This window comes from Bradyrhizobium sp. B039 (genome assembly GCF_038965675.1).
Taxonomy (GTDB): domain Bacteria; phylum Pseudomonadota; class Alphaproteobacteria; order Rhizobiales; family Xanthobacteraceae; genus Bradyrhizobium; species Bradyrhizobium diazoefficiens.
Map to the genome: position 1 here is coordinate 4,019,489 of NZ_CP152416.1, position 15,981 is coordinate 4,035,469.

Consider the following 15,981-nt stretch of genomic DNA (forward strand, 5'->3'; position numbering starts at 1 on the left):
TGCGCAACCACGTCAGGCGATGCGCATGCGCTTCAGCTCGCGACGATCGCGATGGCCTGTCCCTCGGCGACGACGTCGTCGAGTTTGACGAGAAGCGATGTGATCGTGCCAGAAGCAGGCGAGGGTACCGGGATCTCCATCTTCATCGCCTCGACCACCACAACGTCGTCACCATCCGCAACGGTTCCTCCAACTTGCACGGGAGTTGCGCAGATACGTCCAGCGACCTCCGTGACGATCTTAATTTCTGGCATGCCATCGCCTTTTTGTTGTCGTCGCAAAATGCCTGAGGTAGCGTCGTCTGCAAGTGGAATTTAATTCCGCACAGCGGAACAGATGGTAGGGAACATGGGACGACGTTCGGAGCGGTTGAGTAGGCAAGGTGCGCTCGCTGGCGAAGCCGGTGAGGGTGATGTCATCCAGGTGGTGTCGCGCGCGTTCGACGTGTTGCGATGCTTCGAGGGCCACGAGGCGCGGCTCGGCAATCTCGAGATTTCAAATCGCTGCGGACTGCCGCGCTCGACCGTGTCGCGGCTCACGCACACGCTGACGCGCATGGGCCAGCTCGTCTATCTGCCGCGCGACCAGAAATATCGCATCGGCCCGAGCGCGGTGGCGATGAGCGCCTCGATGATGAAGGGCGCGCAGCTGCGCAGCATGATCCGGCAACGCCTGCAAGAGGTCGCTGAGCAACTGCCGGGGACGGTCGGCTTCGTGGTCCCCGATCGCTTCCATCTCGTCTATCTCCAGTTCGCGCGATCCGCGACTGCGCTCGGCCTGCATGAAGGCACCGGCAGCCGCATCTCGATGGCCTCGACCGCGGCAGGCGCAGCCTACACCGCGGCGCTGGCGCCCGAGGTCGGCGATGCCTTCATTGCGGACATGGAGCGCGAAGCTCCCGAGGCGGCCAAGATCCTGAAGCCTCGCATCGAAGCCAACCGGCAATCGCTGCGCGAGCGCGGCTATGTCACGGCCTGCGGCCTCTGGAGCCCGCACATCAACGGCCTCGCGGTGCCGATCTGGTCGCCGCAGTACCAGACCTTCGTCGTCATCACGATCGGCCTTCTGTCTGCGATGTACGACGAGCAGCGTCTGCATGCGGAAGTCGCGCCGCTGATGCTCGCGCTGGGCCGATCGCTGGGCAGCCTGCTCGAGGGTGCGGAAGGCGACGTCTTCAGCAACCGTATCCCGCGCAAACCGGTCGCAATGGCCGTGCACAACAATAACAAGCCGATCAATTCGGAGGGAGTGAATGACCTGGAAGCCGGAACTCGACGAGCTCGCCCGGCGCGAAGCCTTCGCGCGGGAGATGGGCGGCGTTGACAAGGTCAAGCGGCAGCATGACCAGGGCCGGCTGACTGTTCGGGAGCGCATCGACAAGCTGATCGACAAAGGCAGCTTTCACGAGATCGGTGCCGTCTCCGGCAACGGTGAGTACGATTCCAGCGGCGAGTTGCAGAAGTTGACGCCGGCGAACTGCGTGTTCGGCCGCGCGCGCGTGGACGGCCGCACGGTGGTCGTGGTCGGCGACGATTTCACCGTGCGCGGCGGCTCGGCGGATGCATCGATCTCCGCGAAGCCGCTGATGGCGGAGGAGATGGCGCACGACTTCCGTCTGCCCATCGTCCGCATCATCGAAGGCTCCGGCGGCGGCGGCTCGGTCAAGACCATCGAGACCAAGGGCGCGGCGAACCTGCCGGGTGGCATCGGCGGCACGCGCTGGTACCGCTTCACGACGGAAAACCTGTCGCAGGTGCCGGTGGTCGCGCTCGGCCTCGGTTCGGTTGCAGGGCTCGGTGCCGCGCGCCTCGCCGCCAGCCACTATTCCATCATGACCCGAAAGTCCGCGATGTTCGTCGCGGGGCCGCCTGTGGTGAAGGCGCTGGGACAGGACCTCTCGAAGGAGGAACTCGGCGGCGCCGACATCCAGACCCGCGCCGGCGCGATTGACCATGCCGTCGACACCGAGGAAGAGGCGTTCGCCTGCGCGCGGCGCTTCCTGTCCTATCTGCCGTCGTCGGTCTACGAGCTGCCGCCGACCTTGCCCTGCACCGACAATCCGGAGCGCACCGAGGAAGCGCTGATGAACGCGGTGCCGCGCAACCGCAAGCAGGTCTACAAGATGCGGCCGATCATCGAGTCCGTTGTCGACAAGGGCTCGTTCTTCGAGGTCGCGAAGAATTTCGGCAAACCAATCATCGTCGGCCTCGCGCGGCTCGAGGGCAGGGCGGTGCTGCTGCTTGCCAGCGACAGTTTTCACTATGGCGGCTCCTGGACGGCGGATGCGTGCCAGAAGGTGGTGCGCTGGGTCGATTTCGCCGAAACCTTCCATCTGCCGATCGTCTATCTCATGGACTGCCCCGGCTTCATGATCGGGCTCGATGCCGAGAAGGCGGCGACCATCCGCCACGGCGTCCGCGTCATGGCCGCGGTCAACCAGACCACCGTGCCCTGGTGCACCGTGATCCTGCGTAACGCGTTCGGCGTCGCCGGCGTGGTGCATCAGCCGGCCGACCGCTTCTCGATCCGCTACGCCTGGCCGTCGGCCTATTGGGGCTCGCTTCCGCTCGAAGGCGGCATTGAAGCGGCCTACCGCGCCGACATCGATGCGGCCGAGGACAAGGCGGCGAAGCTGAGGGAGATCGAGGAGCGGCTGAACAAGCTGCGCTCGCCGTTCCGCTCGGCCGAGAAGTTCTGGGTCGAGGAGATCATCGATCCCAGGAAGACGAGATCGTTGCTCTGCGAGTTCGCAAGGCTGGCCGAGCCGCTGCGAAAAGCCGGACCGCCGGAGAACATGACGATCAGGCCGTAGGCGGCCCGGCGCGTCACAGAGGCGCGAAAGTCCCGAATCGGACCGACAGGCCCCCCCTTGCCAAGAGCGGGACGGGTTTTCCGCCGCTTGCGATCTGCCTGGAGACGGCGCGCGGCCGTGCCTGATAGCGCCGGTCGTGAGGCCGCAACGGGCGTAGGGGGCACCTGTTACCGCTTACCCGCGGGTGTCTGCGATCGCGTTTAACCGACGTTAATGATGCCTTCTCAATATGATACATCCAACCTGTTGCAGCCCATGTTGTGGATTGCTCGTAAGTCTTGATTAAGGGAGCCCTCCGCATATTCCGCCCATGACGGCGAGCGCCGGGATCGAAACCCGGCAGTCTTTTCCGTCGATTTCAGGGGAAGGGCCGCTGCCGTAGCGACGGCAGCCAGGATGAAACTCATGCTCCGCAGCGCAATGCTTCGTTTCGCGAGAGACAGGAAGGCCAACGTCGCCATCATCTTCGCGCTGATGATGGTCCCCACGATCTTTCTACTGGGCATGGCGCTCGACTATACGCTGGCCCTGCGCAAGCGGGAGCAATTGAACGCAGCTGCCGACGCGGCCGCGATCGCGGCCGTGAGGCCGGCGATGCTGACGCAGAGCGACACCACCGTCGTCAAGGCGACCGCGGAAGCCGTCTTCGCAGCGAAGGCGAATCTTCCCGGACTGTCCGCGGTTCCGACACCGACGGTCACTATCGTCGATTCCGGTCTCGCGCGAACCATCACGGTTTCCTACACCGCGCAGTCCACGAACAATTTCCCCGGCGTTCTCGGCAAGCAGACCTGGCAGGTCGCCGGTTCCGCGACGGCGAGGGCGTCGAGCGCGCCCAACATGAATTTCTATCTGCTGATGGATGACTCGCCGTCCATGGGGATCGGCGCGACCACGACCGACATCAGCAATCTCATCAAATACACCGCCCCCGCGTACCAGTCGGCAGGGGGCTCGCAGAACTGCGGCTTCGCCTGTCATGAAACCAATATCGCTCACGACGGCGGGACCAAGGATAACCTCGCGATCGCGCGACAAAGAAATATCACCTTGCGGATCGATCTCGTGACGAGTGCCGTCAACCAGTTGCTGAATAGCTGGTCGAACTGCCCGCAGTCGGGCGTTTCGGGCGGCGTCATGCAGTGCATGTCGGCGTTGAACAACACCACCTACAAAGCGGCGCTCTATACGTTCGATTTGGGTTTGAACGCACTGGCCACACTGACCACCCCGACCAGCGCCGGAACCCAGGTTTCCAACATCGCGCTGATGCCGGTCGCCTACCAGAACTGCGTCGTTGTGACGACCAACTGCAAGACCGACAATGGCACAGATATCGCCGGCGCGCTTAAAAGCCTCAACGACGTCATGCCCACTCCCGGGCTTGGGAGCAACGCGTCGGGAGATACGCCGCAGGAAGTGGTGTTCCTTGTCACCGACGGCGTGGAGGACAAGATCGTCTCGGGCGCTTCGACTTGCCCCAACGCGAGCCTCGCCTCCAACAATCGATGCCAGCAGCCGCTCGACACGACGATCTGCACGACCATCAAGAACCGGGGCATTAAGATCGCTGTCCTCTACACGGAATACTTGCAACTTAAGACCCCCAATATCCCGGTCACGAACAGCTGGTACATGAGCTGGGTGGACCCGTACAACGAGCCTACTTCCTTGACCGGGACCATCGCGCAAAAACTGCAATCATGCGCCTCGCCTGGCTTCTATGCCTCCGTCCAAACCGGTGGCGACATTTCCGACGCGCTGACGAACCTCTTCATCAAGGTGGCGTCAAGCACTGCCAGCCTCGTGCAGTAGAGCAAGCGCCATGACTGGTCCAAAGGCTACAACGAGAACGAGGCGCGGCGGTCGCTGCGCAGCTTTCGCCCGGGACAGCAGGGGTGCCACGGCCGTCGAATTCGCGCTCGTCGCCGCGCCGTTCCTCGCCCTCATCATTGCGCTCATTCAGACGTTCATCGTTTTCTTTGCGCAGGAATTGCTCGAATCCGTGGTGCGTCAATCGGCGCGCCTGGTCATGACGGGACAGGTTCAGTCCGCGCAGATGACGCAGTCCGCATTCAAGCAGAAGGTCTGCGACCAGATCGTGATCTTGTTCAACTGCAGCGGCATCATGGTGGACATGCAGGTCGCCACGTCGTGGACTTCCGCGAACACGGCCATGCCCTCCCTGACCTTCGACGCTACGGGTGCGGTCACCAACACCTGGCAGTTCAATCCCGGCGACTCCGGCGATATCGTCGTCCTCCGGGTGATGTATGTCTGGCCTGTCATGCTCGGGCCACTCGGTTTCAATCTGTCGAATCTTTCCAACGGCAACCGGCTGATCATGGCGTCCGCCGCGTTCCAGAATGAGCCAGGGAGCTGACTGATGATCGCCGGCCTGTCGTTTCGCGCACGGGACCTGTGGACCGACGCTCGCGGCGTTGCGGCGACGGAGTTCGCCATCGTGAGCCCGTTCATGCTGCTGCTCTATATCGGCGGCGTCGAGCTCGGGAACGGGTTGGCCATGAACGTCAAGGTCTCCGCGACCGCGCACAGTGTCGCGGACATGGTTTCGCAGAACACCCAGGTCACAGCGTCCCAGATGACCGGCATCCTTGCCGCTTCGACCGCCATCATGGCGCCTTATGCCGTCAAGAGCGGCAGTACCTCCCTGATGACGATCACGGTCTCCGGAGTCTCGACCGACAGCAAGGGCAATGCGACGGTGCAATGGAGCACGTCGACCAAATCGGGGGCAGCGCGAACCGTGGGTCAGCAGATGACCTTGTCCCAGTTCACCGCCACCGATCCGAAGAATCCCAACAACGCCAACATCTCGCTCATCCTGAGCGAGGTGTCCTATGACTACACGCCCAACCTCGGCTATACGATCGCCGGCACCGTGCAGCTGACCGACAGCTATTACCTGTTCCCGCGCTGCTCGACCAACAGCCCGGCCAACTCGAGCTTCCCATACTACGACGTGAAGTATCCGGCGACGACGACGTGCACATGCGTCCAGCATCTGCAGCAGAAGACCTGCTAGCGTCGCGACGCGGCGCCGGTTAACCGGGATGCAGGCGGGCAATGCTGGCGTGATGCCGCTGTCCGACGTGTCAAACGGTCCGATAGGTGCACGTGGCATCTGGCGCGAGGCCACCGCTTGGTGCTGGCAAGGCAAGAGTTCGTACTCTGCGGGTTAATCATATCGGTCGCAACGTGTGGCTTATGGGGATTGAAGAGGGCCGCCCGCAAATGCAGCCATTTTCGGCCGCTCTTTAGGCCCATTTCAGCCAAACTGTTATCAGTTGCTCGTCGACCGGGGCAGGACCTTTCAATTTGGAGTCCTGCGATGTTCAAGCTAGTTCTTTCTGCGTGTCTCTTTGTTGCCGTCAGCTCTATTGCTTCGGAAGCACGACCCTACCGCATTGATCACGCGCCCGAGTGCAATGTCATCATGCCCTGCGACTTCTCGTCTTCGCAAACGCGCCGCGAGCGCGTTTCCAGTTACTCGTCACAGACGCCCCATTCAAGACAACTCACAATGGTCGCCGCTGGCAATGCCGTTCCGGCGGTGAATGCCCCTGGCGATCGGGTCGTCGGCGGTCGACCGGCCGGTTGCCCGTCGTCCTTCTGCGGTTGCGGCGCGGCCCTGCGCGTGTTTGGTCGTATGGTGCCGGAATTGAATCTCGCGGCTAACTGGCTACGTTTTCCGCGTACATCGCCAGCGCCGGGAATGGTGGCGGCACGACGCGGCCACGTGTTCGTCCTGGAGCAGCACCTCGGGGGAGACCTCTGGATGGCGTATGACGCCAACTCGGGCGGACACGCAACAAGAATGCACGCGCGTTCCTTGCGGGGGTATACGGTCGTCAACCCGCGCGTCGCGACGCTTTGAGCAAGGCTTCCTGCATCAATGTCGGGCAGGGCATCGGCGACTTGTGTATCCCGCCATGATCACATCATGCCGGTGTCTTGCCCGACGAGTCAAATCGCCTTGCGGACGCGTAAGTCATTGATCCGCCGTGCCTCGGCTACTGTGCATGGGGTTGTTTTCGCGGTTTTTGTTTGCGCCCCCGCTCCAGTGCCCCTTACGCGCTCTCCGTCTCCCGGTGCACGTCGTGCACCACCAGCCCCATGCCTTGCTCGGGCATCTTGATCCGGTCGCGCCGCTTCAGCGTGCGCTTGGTGTCCTCAAAGCCGCTCTGCCAGTGCTCGCGCATCGAGGTGTCCGAGAATTCGTGGTCCTTGGCGTCGCCCTCATAGGCCTTCTGCTGGTAGATCAGATGCAGGATCGCGATCTCGGGTATGTGGCACAGGCTCGCTTTCAGCTTGCGCTCTTCTTCGCTTAGTTGTTCCTCCGGCAGCTTCGCCAGGGCCTTGTAGAGCAGGACCTTGAGATTGTGCGTGCGGCGCGCATCACTACATCGCCGATCTGACGTTGCCGTTCGGCCGTCGTGCACGACTATATCAGGGAAGCCGAGGCGGCGGCCGCGACGGGGCTGGCCGCGGAGTAGGGCGGCGCCATCATCAAACTGTAACAAAGGCGTAATTGAGTACCCGCGTGGATCCGGAAGATGCCGTCAGCCATCTTCCGGAGACGGGGCATTTGTTGACGGTTGGGGCTACCATGGCTGAGCCGGCAAAGCTTGTCAGCGCGATATCGGGGGCTGAGCCTGTCATTCCGGGCCTCGTCTGGGCGTTCCGCCTGCACAGCGACGGCAGCGCCGAGGCGCTGCCGATCGACCGGCCGATCGAGTTCAGCCATGACGGCCGGCTCTGGCTGCATTTCAACCTGACCGATGCGCGGGCGCGGCCGTGGATTGCTGCCTCAACGCTGCCGCCGCTTGCGCGCGAGCTGCTGCTGTCCAACGACACCTTCCAGCAGCTCCATGTCATCGACCACTGCGTCTACGGCGTGTTCTCCGATCTCGTGCGCGACATCGACAGCGCCACGGAGGAGACCGCGTTCCTGCGCTTCGCCATGACCGAGCACCTGCTGGTCAGCGGCCGCCATCAGGCGCTGTGCTCGGCGGATGCGACGCGCCGGGTGCTCGAAGGCGGCTACCGCGTCGACAACGTCGCCCATCTCCTGGAAAAGATCGTGGACGAGGTCGCCGACACGCTTGATCGGATGGCCGACAAGCTCGGGCAGGAGATCGACGGCATCGAGGAACGCATCCTCGCCGACGATGCCAAGCCGGAGATGCGCCGCATTCTCGGTCGCCTGCGCCGCACCTGCGTCAGGCTGCATCGGCAGCTCACCGGCCTGCGCGTGCTGTTTCACCGGCTCGACCAGAAGAACACCGATCATCTCTCGCCGGGCTTGCGGATCCACGCCGGCAAGCTGGCGCAGCGGCTCGATGGCCTCGATCACGACATCGTCGAGCTCCGCGAGCGCAGCCGGCTGCTCGAGGAGGAGCTGCGCTTCAAGAACGAGGAGGAGAGCAACCACCACCTCCACACGCTCTCCATCGTGACGTCGCTGCTGCTGCCGCCGACGCTGATCACCGGCATCTTCGGCATGAACACCAAGGGCCTGCCGCTCACCGACGTCGAGACCGGATTCCTCTGGGCGGCGGCGCTGATGGCCTCGTCGGTCGGCGCGGCCTATTTGTTCATGCGGCGCACGGGCATTTTCAAGTAGCGTACCCAGCCGTGAACGCGATTGCCGATAGCTCTCTGCTGCGAAGCATGGCTGCAATTGCGCTGGCGTGCACCTTGGCGAGCACGAGCGCGGGCGCCGGCGCCAAGGACGAAAGCGCGGCGGAATGGCTGGCGCCAAAATGGTTCAACGAATGGCATGACGGGCTCGCCAACAAGGGCCTGAATTTCGGCGCCACCTACATCGCCGACAACATCGGCAATGTGTCCGGCGGTGTTGCGCGCGGCGCGATCCATTTCGGCCGCCTCGATCTCTCGGTCGATGCCGATCTGGACAAGCTCGTCGGCTGGAGCGGCGGCCGCTTCTACGCCAACGCCTTCGTGATCTACGGCCGCGGGCTCTCGCGCAACTACGTGCAGAACCTCGCCACCATCAGCGAGATCGAGGCGCTGCCGGATCAGCGGCTCTACAACGCCTATTTCGAGCAGAGCTTCTTTGGCGACAGGCTGAACATCAGGGCCGGCCAGCAGGCCGCGGATGTGGAGTTCTTCGACAGCCAGACCGACGACCTCTTCATCAACGGCACCTTCGGCTGGCCGGCGATCAAGGCGAGCAACCTTCCGGCCGGCGGCCCGGCCCCGCCGATCGCGGTGCCCGGCATTCGCGTCAAGGCCGCGTTGACGGACCAGATCACCGCCTATGCTGCAGTGTTCAACGGCGATCCGTCCGGGCCGGGCGATGCCGATCCGCAGATTCGCGACCATCACGGCCTCGCGTTCCGCGTCAACGATCCGCCCTGGGTGATCGGGCAGGTCCGCTTCAACTACGACATCGATATCGGGGGCCGCTCGCTCGCCGGCAATTTCACGCCGGGCGCCTGGAAGCACTATGGCTCGTTCGACAGCCAGCGGTTTACCGCGGAGGGACTGTCGATCGCCGATCCCTCCGGAAGCGGCGTTCCGGCGAAGCTCCGCGGCAACTACGGCATCTTCGCGGTGATCGAGCAGGTGCTCTACCGCCCGCCGGAGGTGAAGGACAACACCACGTCAGCTTCGATCCCGGGCATCACCGCGTTCGGCCGCATCGCCTACAGCCCGCCGGACCGCAATCTGATCGACCTCTATCTCGACGGCGGCATCGGCTTCGTCGGCTTCACGCCAGGCCGTCCGCTCGACCGCTTCGGCGTGGCGATGGCCTATATGCGGATTTCGAACACCGCCCGCACGCTCGATCTCGACACGCAGGCCTTCACCGGCGTGCAGAGCCCGGTGCGCAGCAACGAGACCCTGATCGAGATGATCTACGAGGCGCATATCAAGCCGGGCTGGCTGGTGGCGCCGTATTTCCAGTACGTGTTCCGCCCCTCGGGCGGCGTCCCCAATCCGAACGATCCGAGCGGGACTTCGCGGATCGGTGACGCCGCAGTCTTCGGCGTCACCACAACGATCCGGTACTAGGGCGGCTTACGCCATCGCGGGTTGCGTCTTCGGCTTCGGCTGCCGCGACAGTGCCAGCACGATCAATGAGGCGAACACGCAGAGCGCGCCGGCGATGAAGAAGGCGGGCAGGTAGCTCTGGAGCAGCGTCCGCGACAGGCCCGCTCCGAAGGCCGCGGTGCCGGCGCCGAGCTGATGCCCGGCGAAGATCCAGCCGAACACCAGATTGGCGCGCTCGGGGCCGAACTTCTGCGCGGTGAGGCGCACCGTCGGCGGCACGGTGGCGATCCAGTCGAGGCCGTAGAACATCGCGAAGATCGACAGGCCGTAGAACGAGAAATCGCTGAAGGGCAGGAAGATCAGCGAGAGACCGCGCAGGCCGTAGTACCAGAATAGGAGCCAGCGATTGTCGTAACGGTCCGACAGCCAGCCCGAGAAGATGGTGCCGAAGAAGTCGAAAATACCCATCGCAGCCAGCAGGCTTGCGGCCTGCACCTGCGGGATGCCGAAATCGAGGCACATCGGGATCAGGTGGACCTGGACGAGGCCGTTGGTCGAGGCGCCGCAGACGAAGAAGGTCGCAAACAGGATCCAGAACGCGCTCGACTTCGAGGCGTCGCGCAGCGTGCCGAGCGCCACCGCCGTGATCGAGCCGTGGTTGACGGGCGGGGTGGGCAGGGGCTCGCTGCCCTCGTCACCGAACGGGCGCAGGCCCAGATCGCTCGGACGGTCGCGCATCGCGAGCAGGACCGCGAGTGCGGAAACGCCGAGCATGATGCAGACGAAGCCGAGCGCCAGCCGCCAGCCGAAGCGTTCGGTGAGGCTTGCGAGCAGCGGCAGGAACACGAGCTGACCGGTGGCGACGCTCGCGGTCATGATGCCGACGACGAGGCCGCGTCGCGCCGCGAACCAGCGCGTGGCGATGGTGGCTCCCAGCACCAGCGCGGTCATCCCGGTGCCGATACCGATCACGACGCCCCACAGGGCTATGAGCTGCCAGACCTCGGTCATGCCAAGCGATGCGACCAGCGCCGAGACCACGATCAGCTGCGCCGTGAGCGTGACGTTGCGCAGACCGTAGCGGTTGAGCAGGGCGGCGGCGAACGGCGCCATCAGCCCGAACAGGATGAAGCGGATCGACAGCGCGGAAGAGATCTCCGCCGTGCTCCAGCCGAACTCCTTCTGCAGGGGAACGATGAACACGCCGGGCGCACCGACCGTGCCGGCGCTGATCAGCGCGGCCAGGAAGGTCACGCCGACCATCACCCAGCCGTAGTGGATATTGCGGCGGCTGAGCCTTGCCGCGAGCCAGTTCGAGATCATTGGGCCTCAATCATGGTTGGCGGTCCCTCCCGGGACTCGCGTCATCGTTATAATCTGGCATATTCGTCGGAAGTCTAAAATGTCAGACTTCCCTCAATTTCGGACATCACGGCTAGTGCGGCAGCCGCTCCACCGCGATGGCCGTGGCTTCGCCGCCACCGATGCAGAGCGCGGCGACGCCGCGCTTGAGGTTCTGCGCCTCGAGCGAATGCAGCAGCGTCACGATCAGCCGCGCGCCGGTGGCGCCAATCGGATGGCCGAGCGCGCAGGCGCCGCCGTTGATGTTCAGCTTGTCGCGGGGAATGCCGAGATCGCGCTGCGCCGCCATCGCCACCACGGCGAAAGCCTCGTTGATCTCGAACAGGTCGACGTCACCGGCGCTCCAGCCGATCTTGTCGAGCAGCTTGCGGATCGCAGGGATCGGCGCCGTGGTGAACCATTGCGGCTCCTGGCTGTGGGTGGCGTGGCCCTTGATCACGGCAAGCGCCGGAAGGCCGCCCCGATCGGCCAGCGACCGCTTCGTCAGCACCAGCGCGGCGGCACCGTCGGCATTGGCGGAGGAGGCGGCCGGCGTGATCGTGCCATTGGCGCGGAACGCCGGCTTCAGTCCGGGAATCTTGGCCGGATCGACCTTCAGCGGATGCTCGTCATTGGCGATGACGCGTGGGCCAGCCTTCTCGGTCAGCGTGATCGGCGCGATCTCGGCCTTGAACGCGCCGCCCTCGACCGCCCTGCGGGCGCGGCTGAGCGTCTCCATCGCATAGGCGTCCTGGTCCTTGCGGGTGAACTGGTAGGCCTCTGCCGTGGCCTCGCCGAAATCGCCCATGGATCGGCCGGTCTCGTAGGCGTCCTCCAGCCCGTCCATCATCATGTGGTCGATGATGCGGTCATGGCCGACGCGATAGCCTCCGCGTGCCTTGGCGAGAAGATAGGGCGCGTTGCTCATGCTCTCCATGCCGCCGGAGACGACGATCCCGGCGGAGCCGGCGCGGATGATGTCGTGCGCCAGCATGGTCGCCTTCATGCCGGAGCCGCAGACCTTATTGACCGTGGTGGCGCCGGTCGCATCGGGCAGGCCGGCCGCACGCGCCGCCTGGCGTGCCGGGGCCTGGCCTTGTCCTGCGGGCAGCACGCAACCCATGAAGACCTCATCGACCTTCTCAGGCGCGAGCTTGGCGCGCTCCAGCGCAGCGCCGATCACATGCGATCCAAGCTTATGCGCGGCCAGCGGCGACAATTCGCCCATGAAGCGGCCGAGCGGGGTACGGGCGGCGGAGACGATGACGACGGGATCGGCGGCTTCGGCCATGATGGGACTCCCTGCGATGACGGCTAAGTAGGATTATGCTCATCATATGATGCGGCGCAAAAAATGCAACGGCGGCTGGGATGAGAAAATCTTGTGGTTCGCATGAGATTTCCTCCTGCGATCGGAGGAGGGGCTGTGACTCTAGGAACGAAAGCGCTCCCCCAATGACGATGTCTGCCCCGCGAAGGCGAGGGCATCCAGAAGGCCGCGGCTTCTCGGCTCAATCACCGCAGCCTCTGGAATACTGGATCGCCCGCCGCGCGGGCGATGACAGCGTCATGCGGAACGAAGCACCCCGTCCAGCGCTTACCGCTTCCTGTTCACGAACGCCTGCATCAGGCGCGTCGGCTCGTCGGTCAGGAACGACTCGCCGAACACCTTGACGCTGAGGTTCACCGACTCCGTCAGCGGCAGTTCCTCCCATTGCCGCAGCAGCGCCTTTTGCGACCGCAACGCCTCGGGGCCGCATTCGAGCAGCGCCTTCACCGTGTGCTCGACGGCTGCATCCAGCCCGCCCTCGGGCGCCACCTTGTCGACCAGTCCCCAGGCGAGCGCCGTGGCTGCGTCGATGTTCTCTGCCGTCATCACCAGCCAGCGCGCGCGGGCCCAGCCGATCAGGCGCGGCAACAGCGCGGCGTGGATCACCGAGGGAATGCCGACGCGGACCTCCGGCATGCCGAAATGCGCATCATGCGCGGCGATGCGGAAGTCGCACGCGGCCGCCACCTCGAGCCCGCCGCCGAGGCACCAGCCGGGCATGCGCGCGATCACGGGGGCGGGGAACTGGCGCACGGCCTCGCAGAGATCGCGCAGGCGGCTGATGAAGGCTTCGGCCGATGCCTGCTCGAGCTTGGCCATCTCCTTGATGTCGGCGCCGCCGATCATGCTCTTCTCGCTCTGGCCGCGCAGCACCACGACGCGGATGCTGCGATCGGAGGCGAGCTGTTGCAGGCCTTCGCGCACCGCGTCGGTGACGGGCGAGCCGAGGATGTTGAGCGAGCCGGCGTTGCAAATCGCGACGTGAACGACGCCGCGCGCATCGCGCGTCACGCCGCAGTGGTTGTTGAGCATTTCCATCGTGGGATCTCGACGTTTGTTGGACGTGCGCGGGCGCACCGGTCGGGATCACTTCCGGGCCGAAACGCGCTGCTTGTCAAGCGGGCCGGGGAGACGGAGTTGCCAGCGCGAAGTTCGTGGCATAGCATGATGAATGTCATACAAAGAGGCTGCCATGACCGACATCGATCAACTCGACCTGTTTTCGCCCACGCAGCGGCGCGAGCGTGTGGTGGACTGGCAGGTCCCTGCGCCGGTCGCGAAAGCGGCGATGGGCCTGTCGGGCATGGACGCCATGCTGGGCATTCGCGACGGCCGGCTGCCGCCGCCGCCCTTCGCAAAGCTGATCGGCTTCACCATGGCGGTGGTCGAGCCGGGCCGGATCGTGATGCAATTGGAGCCGCGCGAGGATCTCGAAAATACCATCGGCCTGCTGCATGGCGCGACGGCCGCGGCGCTGATCGACACCGCCATGGGATGCGCCATTTCGACCCGGCTGGAGGCCGGGCAGTCGTCCGTGACCCTCGATCTGAAAATGACGTTCCTGCGTCCGCTGTCGGTCCGGTCCGGGCTGATCACGGCCGAGGGCAAGATCATCAAGCTGGGACGGCAGACCAGCTACACCGAGGGGTTCGTCCGCGACGGCAAGGGGGCGCTCGCGGTCCATGCAACTGCAACCTTTTCCATGATTGGCAATATCTTAACATGAATTAATTCACCGTCCGGTCCATTCTTGTGTTATGAAATGATCTCCGACATTCAATGAGACCCGCATGCGCTATTCCCGGGAACACAAGCAGGAAACCCACGACCGCATCGTGAAGAAGGCCTCCGTGCGGCTGCGCGAAAAGGGTGCGCACGGCATCGGCGTCGCCGACCTCATGAAGGAGGCGGGCCTGACCCATGGCGGCTTCTACGCGCATTTCGATTCCCGCGAGGCGCTGGTGATCGAGGCCTTTGCCTACGCCATGGACCGCTCGATGGAGCACTGGCGCAAGATCAGTGGCGAGGTCTCTCCCGAGAAACGGCTGGCGCTGATCGCGGAGACCTATCTCTCCGCGCTGCATCGCGACAATCCCGGCCATGGCTGCTCGATTCCCGCGCTGGGCGCCGAGATCGCCCGCGAGAGCCCGAAGACGCGAAAGGCCTTCGCCGGCAAGCTCGACGAGATGATCGAGATGATGACCGACTACATCCCGAACCTGCCGCGCAAGGCGGCGCGCAAGCAGGCGATCGCGACGCTGGCGACGATGGCCGGCACCATGCTGCTGGCGCGCATCGCCGGCTCCAGCGAACTGTCGGACGAGGTGCTGAAGGCGGGCAGGGACAGCGCGCTGGATGGTGCGAAGCGTGAGCCGAAGGTGGCGGCGGTGAAGAAGGCGAAGCAGAGTTAGGCCGAGATGCCGTAGGGTGGGCAAAGGCGCTCTTGCGCCGTGCCCACCGTCTCTCCGTGATCGTAGTTGGCATGGTGGGCACGCTTCGCTTTGCCCACCCTACGGGATCGGTGCTTACCGCCCCGCAAACAACGCGCGCTCGCGCTCCACGATCTCGCCGATGTAGTCCGCCACGGCCCTGATCCGGGCGAGGTCCTTGCTGTCGGCGTGCATCAGCATCCAGAACGTCCGCGTGATCGAGATCTCCTCCGGCAGCACCGCGACGAGCTGCGGATAGTCGCTCGCCATGAAATGCGGCAGCACCGCGATGCCGAAGCCCGAGAGCGTGGCGTTGAGCTGTGCGATCAGATTGGCGCTGCGGAAGCGTGCGGAAATCCGCGGCGACACCTGCGGCAGATAGTCGAGCTCCGGCGTGAACAGGAGCTCCTCGATGTAGCCGACAAAGCGGTGCTGCGGCAGCACCTCGCGCGAGACGATCGGCGGGAAGCGGTCGAGATAGGCGGGGGCGGCATAGAGCCCGAGGCGGTAGTCGAGCAGCTTGCGGCCGACGATGCGGCCCTCCTTCGGCATGGTCAGGCTGATCGCGATGTCGGCCTCGCGCTTGGAGAGACTGAACAGCCGCGCAGTAGCCACAAGTTGCAGATCGAGATCGGGATACCGGTCCGCGAAGGGCGCCAGCCGCGGCGCCAGGAAGGCGGTACCGAAGCCATCGGGCGCACCGATCCGCACCGTTCCGGTCAGCCGCGCCACGGAGCCGCCGACCTGCTCCTGGTTGGCGACGATGGTCGATTCCATCGCTTCCGCGCTGTCGGCGACGCGCTGGCCGGCCTCGGTGAGGAGATAGCCGGTCTTGCGCCGGTCAAACAGCTTGGCCGAGAGGTGCTTTTCCAGCCTGTCGACGCGACGGATCACCGTGGCATGGTCGACGCCGAGCTGTTTTGCCGCAGCCGAAACCGAGCCGCCCCGCACGATTGCCAGCACGAAGCGAAAGTCGTCCCAGTCGATGCTACCTTGATCCAGCATTTTCGCACATCTATGGTGCAATA

15 protein-coding genes and 1 pseudogene are annotated in these 15,981 nt (G+C 64.5%); 10 read left to right on the top strand and 6 right to left on the bottom strand.

Annotated elements, in window-relative coordinates; translation table 11 throughout:
* Window positions 1-32: 32 nt before the first annotated feature.
* Window positions 33-254, bottom strand: a complete 222-nt coding sequence (locus AAFG50_RS18570) for a biotin/lipoyl-containing protein (protein WP_011086715.1) — start codon at window positions 252-254, stop codon at window positions 33-35.
* 94 nt (window positions 255-348) lie between these two features.
* On the opposite strand from AAFG50_RS18570, the gene AAFG50_RS18575 reads away from it, so the two are divergent.
* The 6 genes from AAFG50_RS18575 to AAFG50_RS18600 all read left to right on the top strand — a co-directional run bounded on the left by AAFG50_RS18575 (window position 349) and on the right by AAFG50_RS18600 (window position 6,710).
* The gene (locus AAFG50_RS18575) at window positions 349-1,323 is read left to right on the top strand and encodes a helix-turn-helix domain-containing protein (protein WP_028170974.1); all 975 of its coding nucleotides are present in this window, start codon (window positions 349-351) and stop codon (window positions 1,321-1,323) included.
* On the top strand, window positions 1,253-2,812 hold the full coding sequence (locus AAFG50_RS18580; protein WP_028170975.1) for a carboxyl transferase domain-containing protein: 1,560 nt from the start codon (window positions 1,253-1,255) through the stop codon (window positions 2,810-2,812). Before AAFG50_RS18575 ends, AAFG50_RS18580 begins: the two co-directional genes overlap by 71 nt.
* Window positions 2,813-3,217: 405 nt before the next feature.
* Complete coding sequence (locus AAFG50_RS18585) at window positions 3,218-4,627, top strand: TadE/TadG family type IV pilus assembly protein (protein WP_028170976.1); 1,410 nt, start codon at window positions 3,218-3,220, stop codon at window positions 4,625-4,627.
* Between the two features lie 10 nt (window positions 4,628-4,637).
* Window positions 4,638-5,195 (top strand): TadE/TadG family type IV pilus assembly protein, encoded by a 558-nt coding sequence (locus tag AAFG50_RS18590; protein ID WP_011086719.1) that lies wholly within the window; start codon window positions 4,638-4,640, stop codon window positions 5,193-5,195.
* A 3-nt stretch (window positions 5,196-5,198) separates the two neighbouring features.
* Window positions 5,199-5,858, top strand: a complete 660-nt coding sequence (locus tag AAFG50_RS18595) for a TadE/TadG family type IV pilus assembly protein (protein WP_011086720.1) — start codon at window positions 5,199-5,201, stop codon at window positions 5,856-5,858.
* A 306-nt stretch (window positions 5,859-6,164) separates the two neighbouring features.
* Complete coding sequence (locus AAFG50_RS18600) at window positions 6,165-6,710, top strand: hypothetical protein (RefSeq protein WP_039184353.1); 546 nt, start codon at window positions 6,165-6,167, stop codon at window positions 6,708-6,710.
* Between the two features lie 193 nt (window positions 6,711-6,903).
* On the opposite strand, the pseudogene AAFG50_RS18605 reads toward AAFG50_RS18600, so the two are convergent.
* Window positions 6,904-7,227, bottom strand: a pseudogene (locus AAFG50_RS18605) (DUF3734 domain-containing protein); the annotation flags it as partial.
* Window positions 7,228-7,442: 215 nt separating this feature from the next.
* Here AAFG50_RS18605 and AAFG50_RS18610 point away from each other — a divergent pair.
* Window positions 7,443-8,459: a transporter gene (locus tag AAFG50_RS18610; RefSeq protein WP_028170979.1), complete on the top strand. Its 1,017-nt coding sequence runs from the start codon at window positions 7,443-7,445 to the stop codon at window positions 8,457-8,459.
* Window positions 8,460-8,506: 47 nt separating this feature from the next.
* Window positions 8,507-9,874 (top strand): carbohydrate porin, encoded by a 1,368-nt coding sequence (locus tag AAFG50_RS18615; RefSeq protein ID WP_049832369.1) that lies wholly within the window; start codon window positions 8,507-8,509, stop codon window positions 9,872-9,874.
* A gap of 6 nt (window positions 9,875-9,880) precedes the next feature.
* On the opposite strand, the gene AAFG50_RS18620 is transcribed toward AAFG50_RS18615, so the two are convergent.
* The 3 genes from AAFG50_RS18620 to AAFG50_RS18630 form a co-directional block, all read right to left on the bottom strand.
* The gene (locus AAFG50_RS18620; RefSeq protein ID WP_028170981.1) at window positions 9,881-11,176 is read right to left on the bottom strand and encodes an MFS transporter; all 1,296 of its coding nucleotides are present in this window, start codon (window positions 11,174-11,176) and stop codon (window positions 9,881-9,883) included.
* Between the two features lie 112 nt (window positions 11,177-11,288).
* Window positions 11,289-12,485, bottom strand: coding sequence for an acetyl-CoA C-acyltransferase (locus AAFG50_RS18625; RefSeq protein ID WP_028170982.1), 1,197 nt, complete (start codon window positions 12,483-12,485; stop codon window positions 11,289-11,291).
* A 306-nt stretch (window positions 12,486-12,791) separates the two neighbouring features.
* A complete protein-coding gene (locus AAFG50_RS18630; protein WP_028170983.1) occupies window positions 12,792-13,562 on the bottom strand; it encodes an enoyl-CoA hydratase in 771 nt (256 codons plus the stop codon).
* 154 nt (window positions 13,563-13,716) lie between these two features.
* On the opposite strand from AAFG50_RS18630, the gene AAFG50_RS18635 reads away from it, so the two are divergent.
* Both AAFG50_RS18635 and AAFG50_RS18640 read left to right on the top strand, forming a co-directional pair.
* A complete protein-coding gene (locus tag AAFG50_RS18635) occupies window positions 13,717-14,250 on the top strand; it encodes a PaaI family thioesterase (protein WP_028170984.1) in 534 nt (177 codons plus the stop codon).
* Window positions 14,251-14,314: 64 nt separating this feature from the next.
* Window positions 14,315-14,935: a TetR/AcrR family transcriptional regulator gene (locus tag AAFG50_RS18640; protein WP_028170985.1), complete on the top strand. Its 621-nt coding sequence runs from the start codon at window positions 14,315-14,317 to the stop codon at window positions 14,933-14,935.
* A 114-nt stretch (window positions 14,936-15,049) separates the two neighbouring features.
* Here AAFG50_RS18640 and AAFG50_RS18645 read toward each other — a convergent pair whose 3' ends face one another.
* Window positions 15,050-15,958: a LysR family transcriptional regulator gene (locus tag AAFG50_RS18645; protein WP_028170986.1), complete on the bottom strand. Its 909-nt coding sequence runs from the start codon at window positions 15,956-15,958 to the stop codon at window positions 15,050-15,052.
* Window positions 15,959-15,981: the final 23 nt, after the last annotated feature.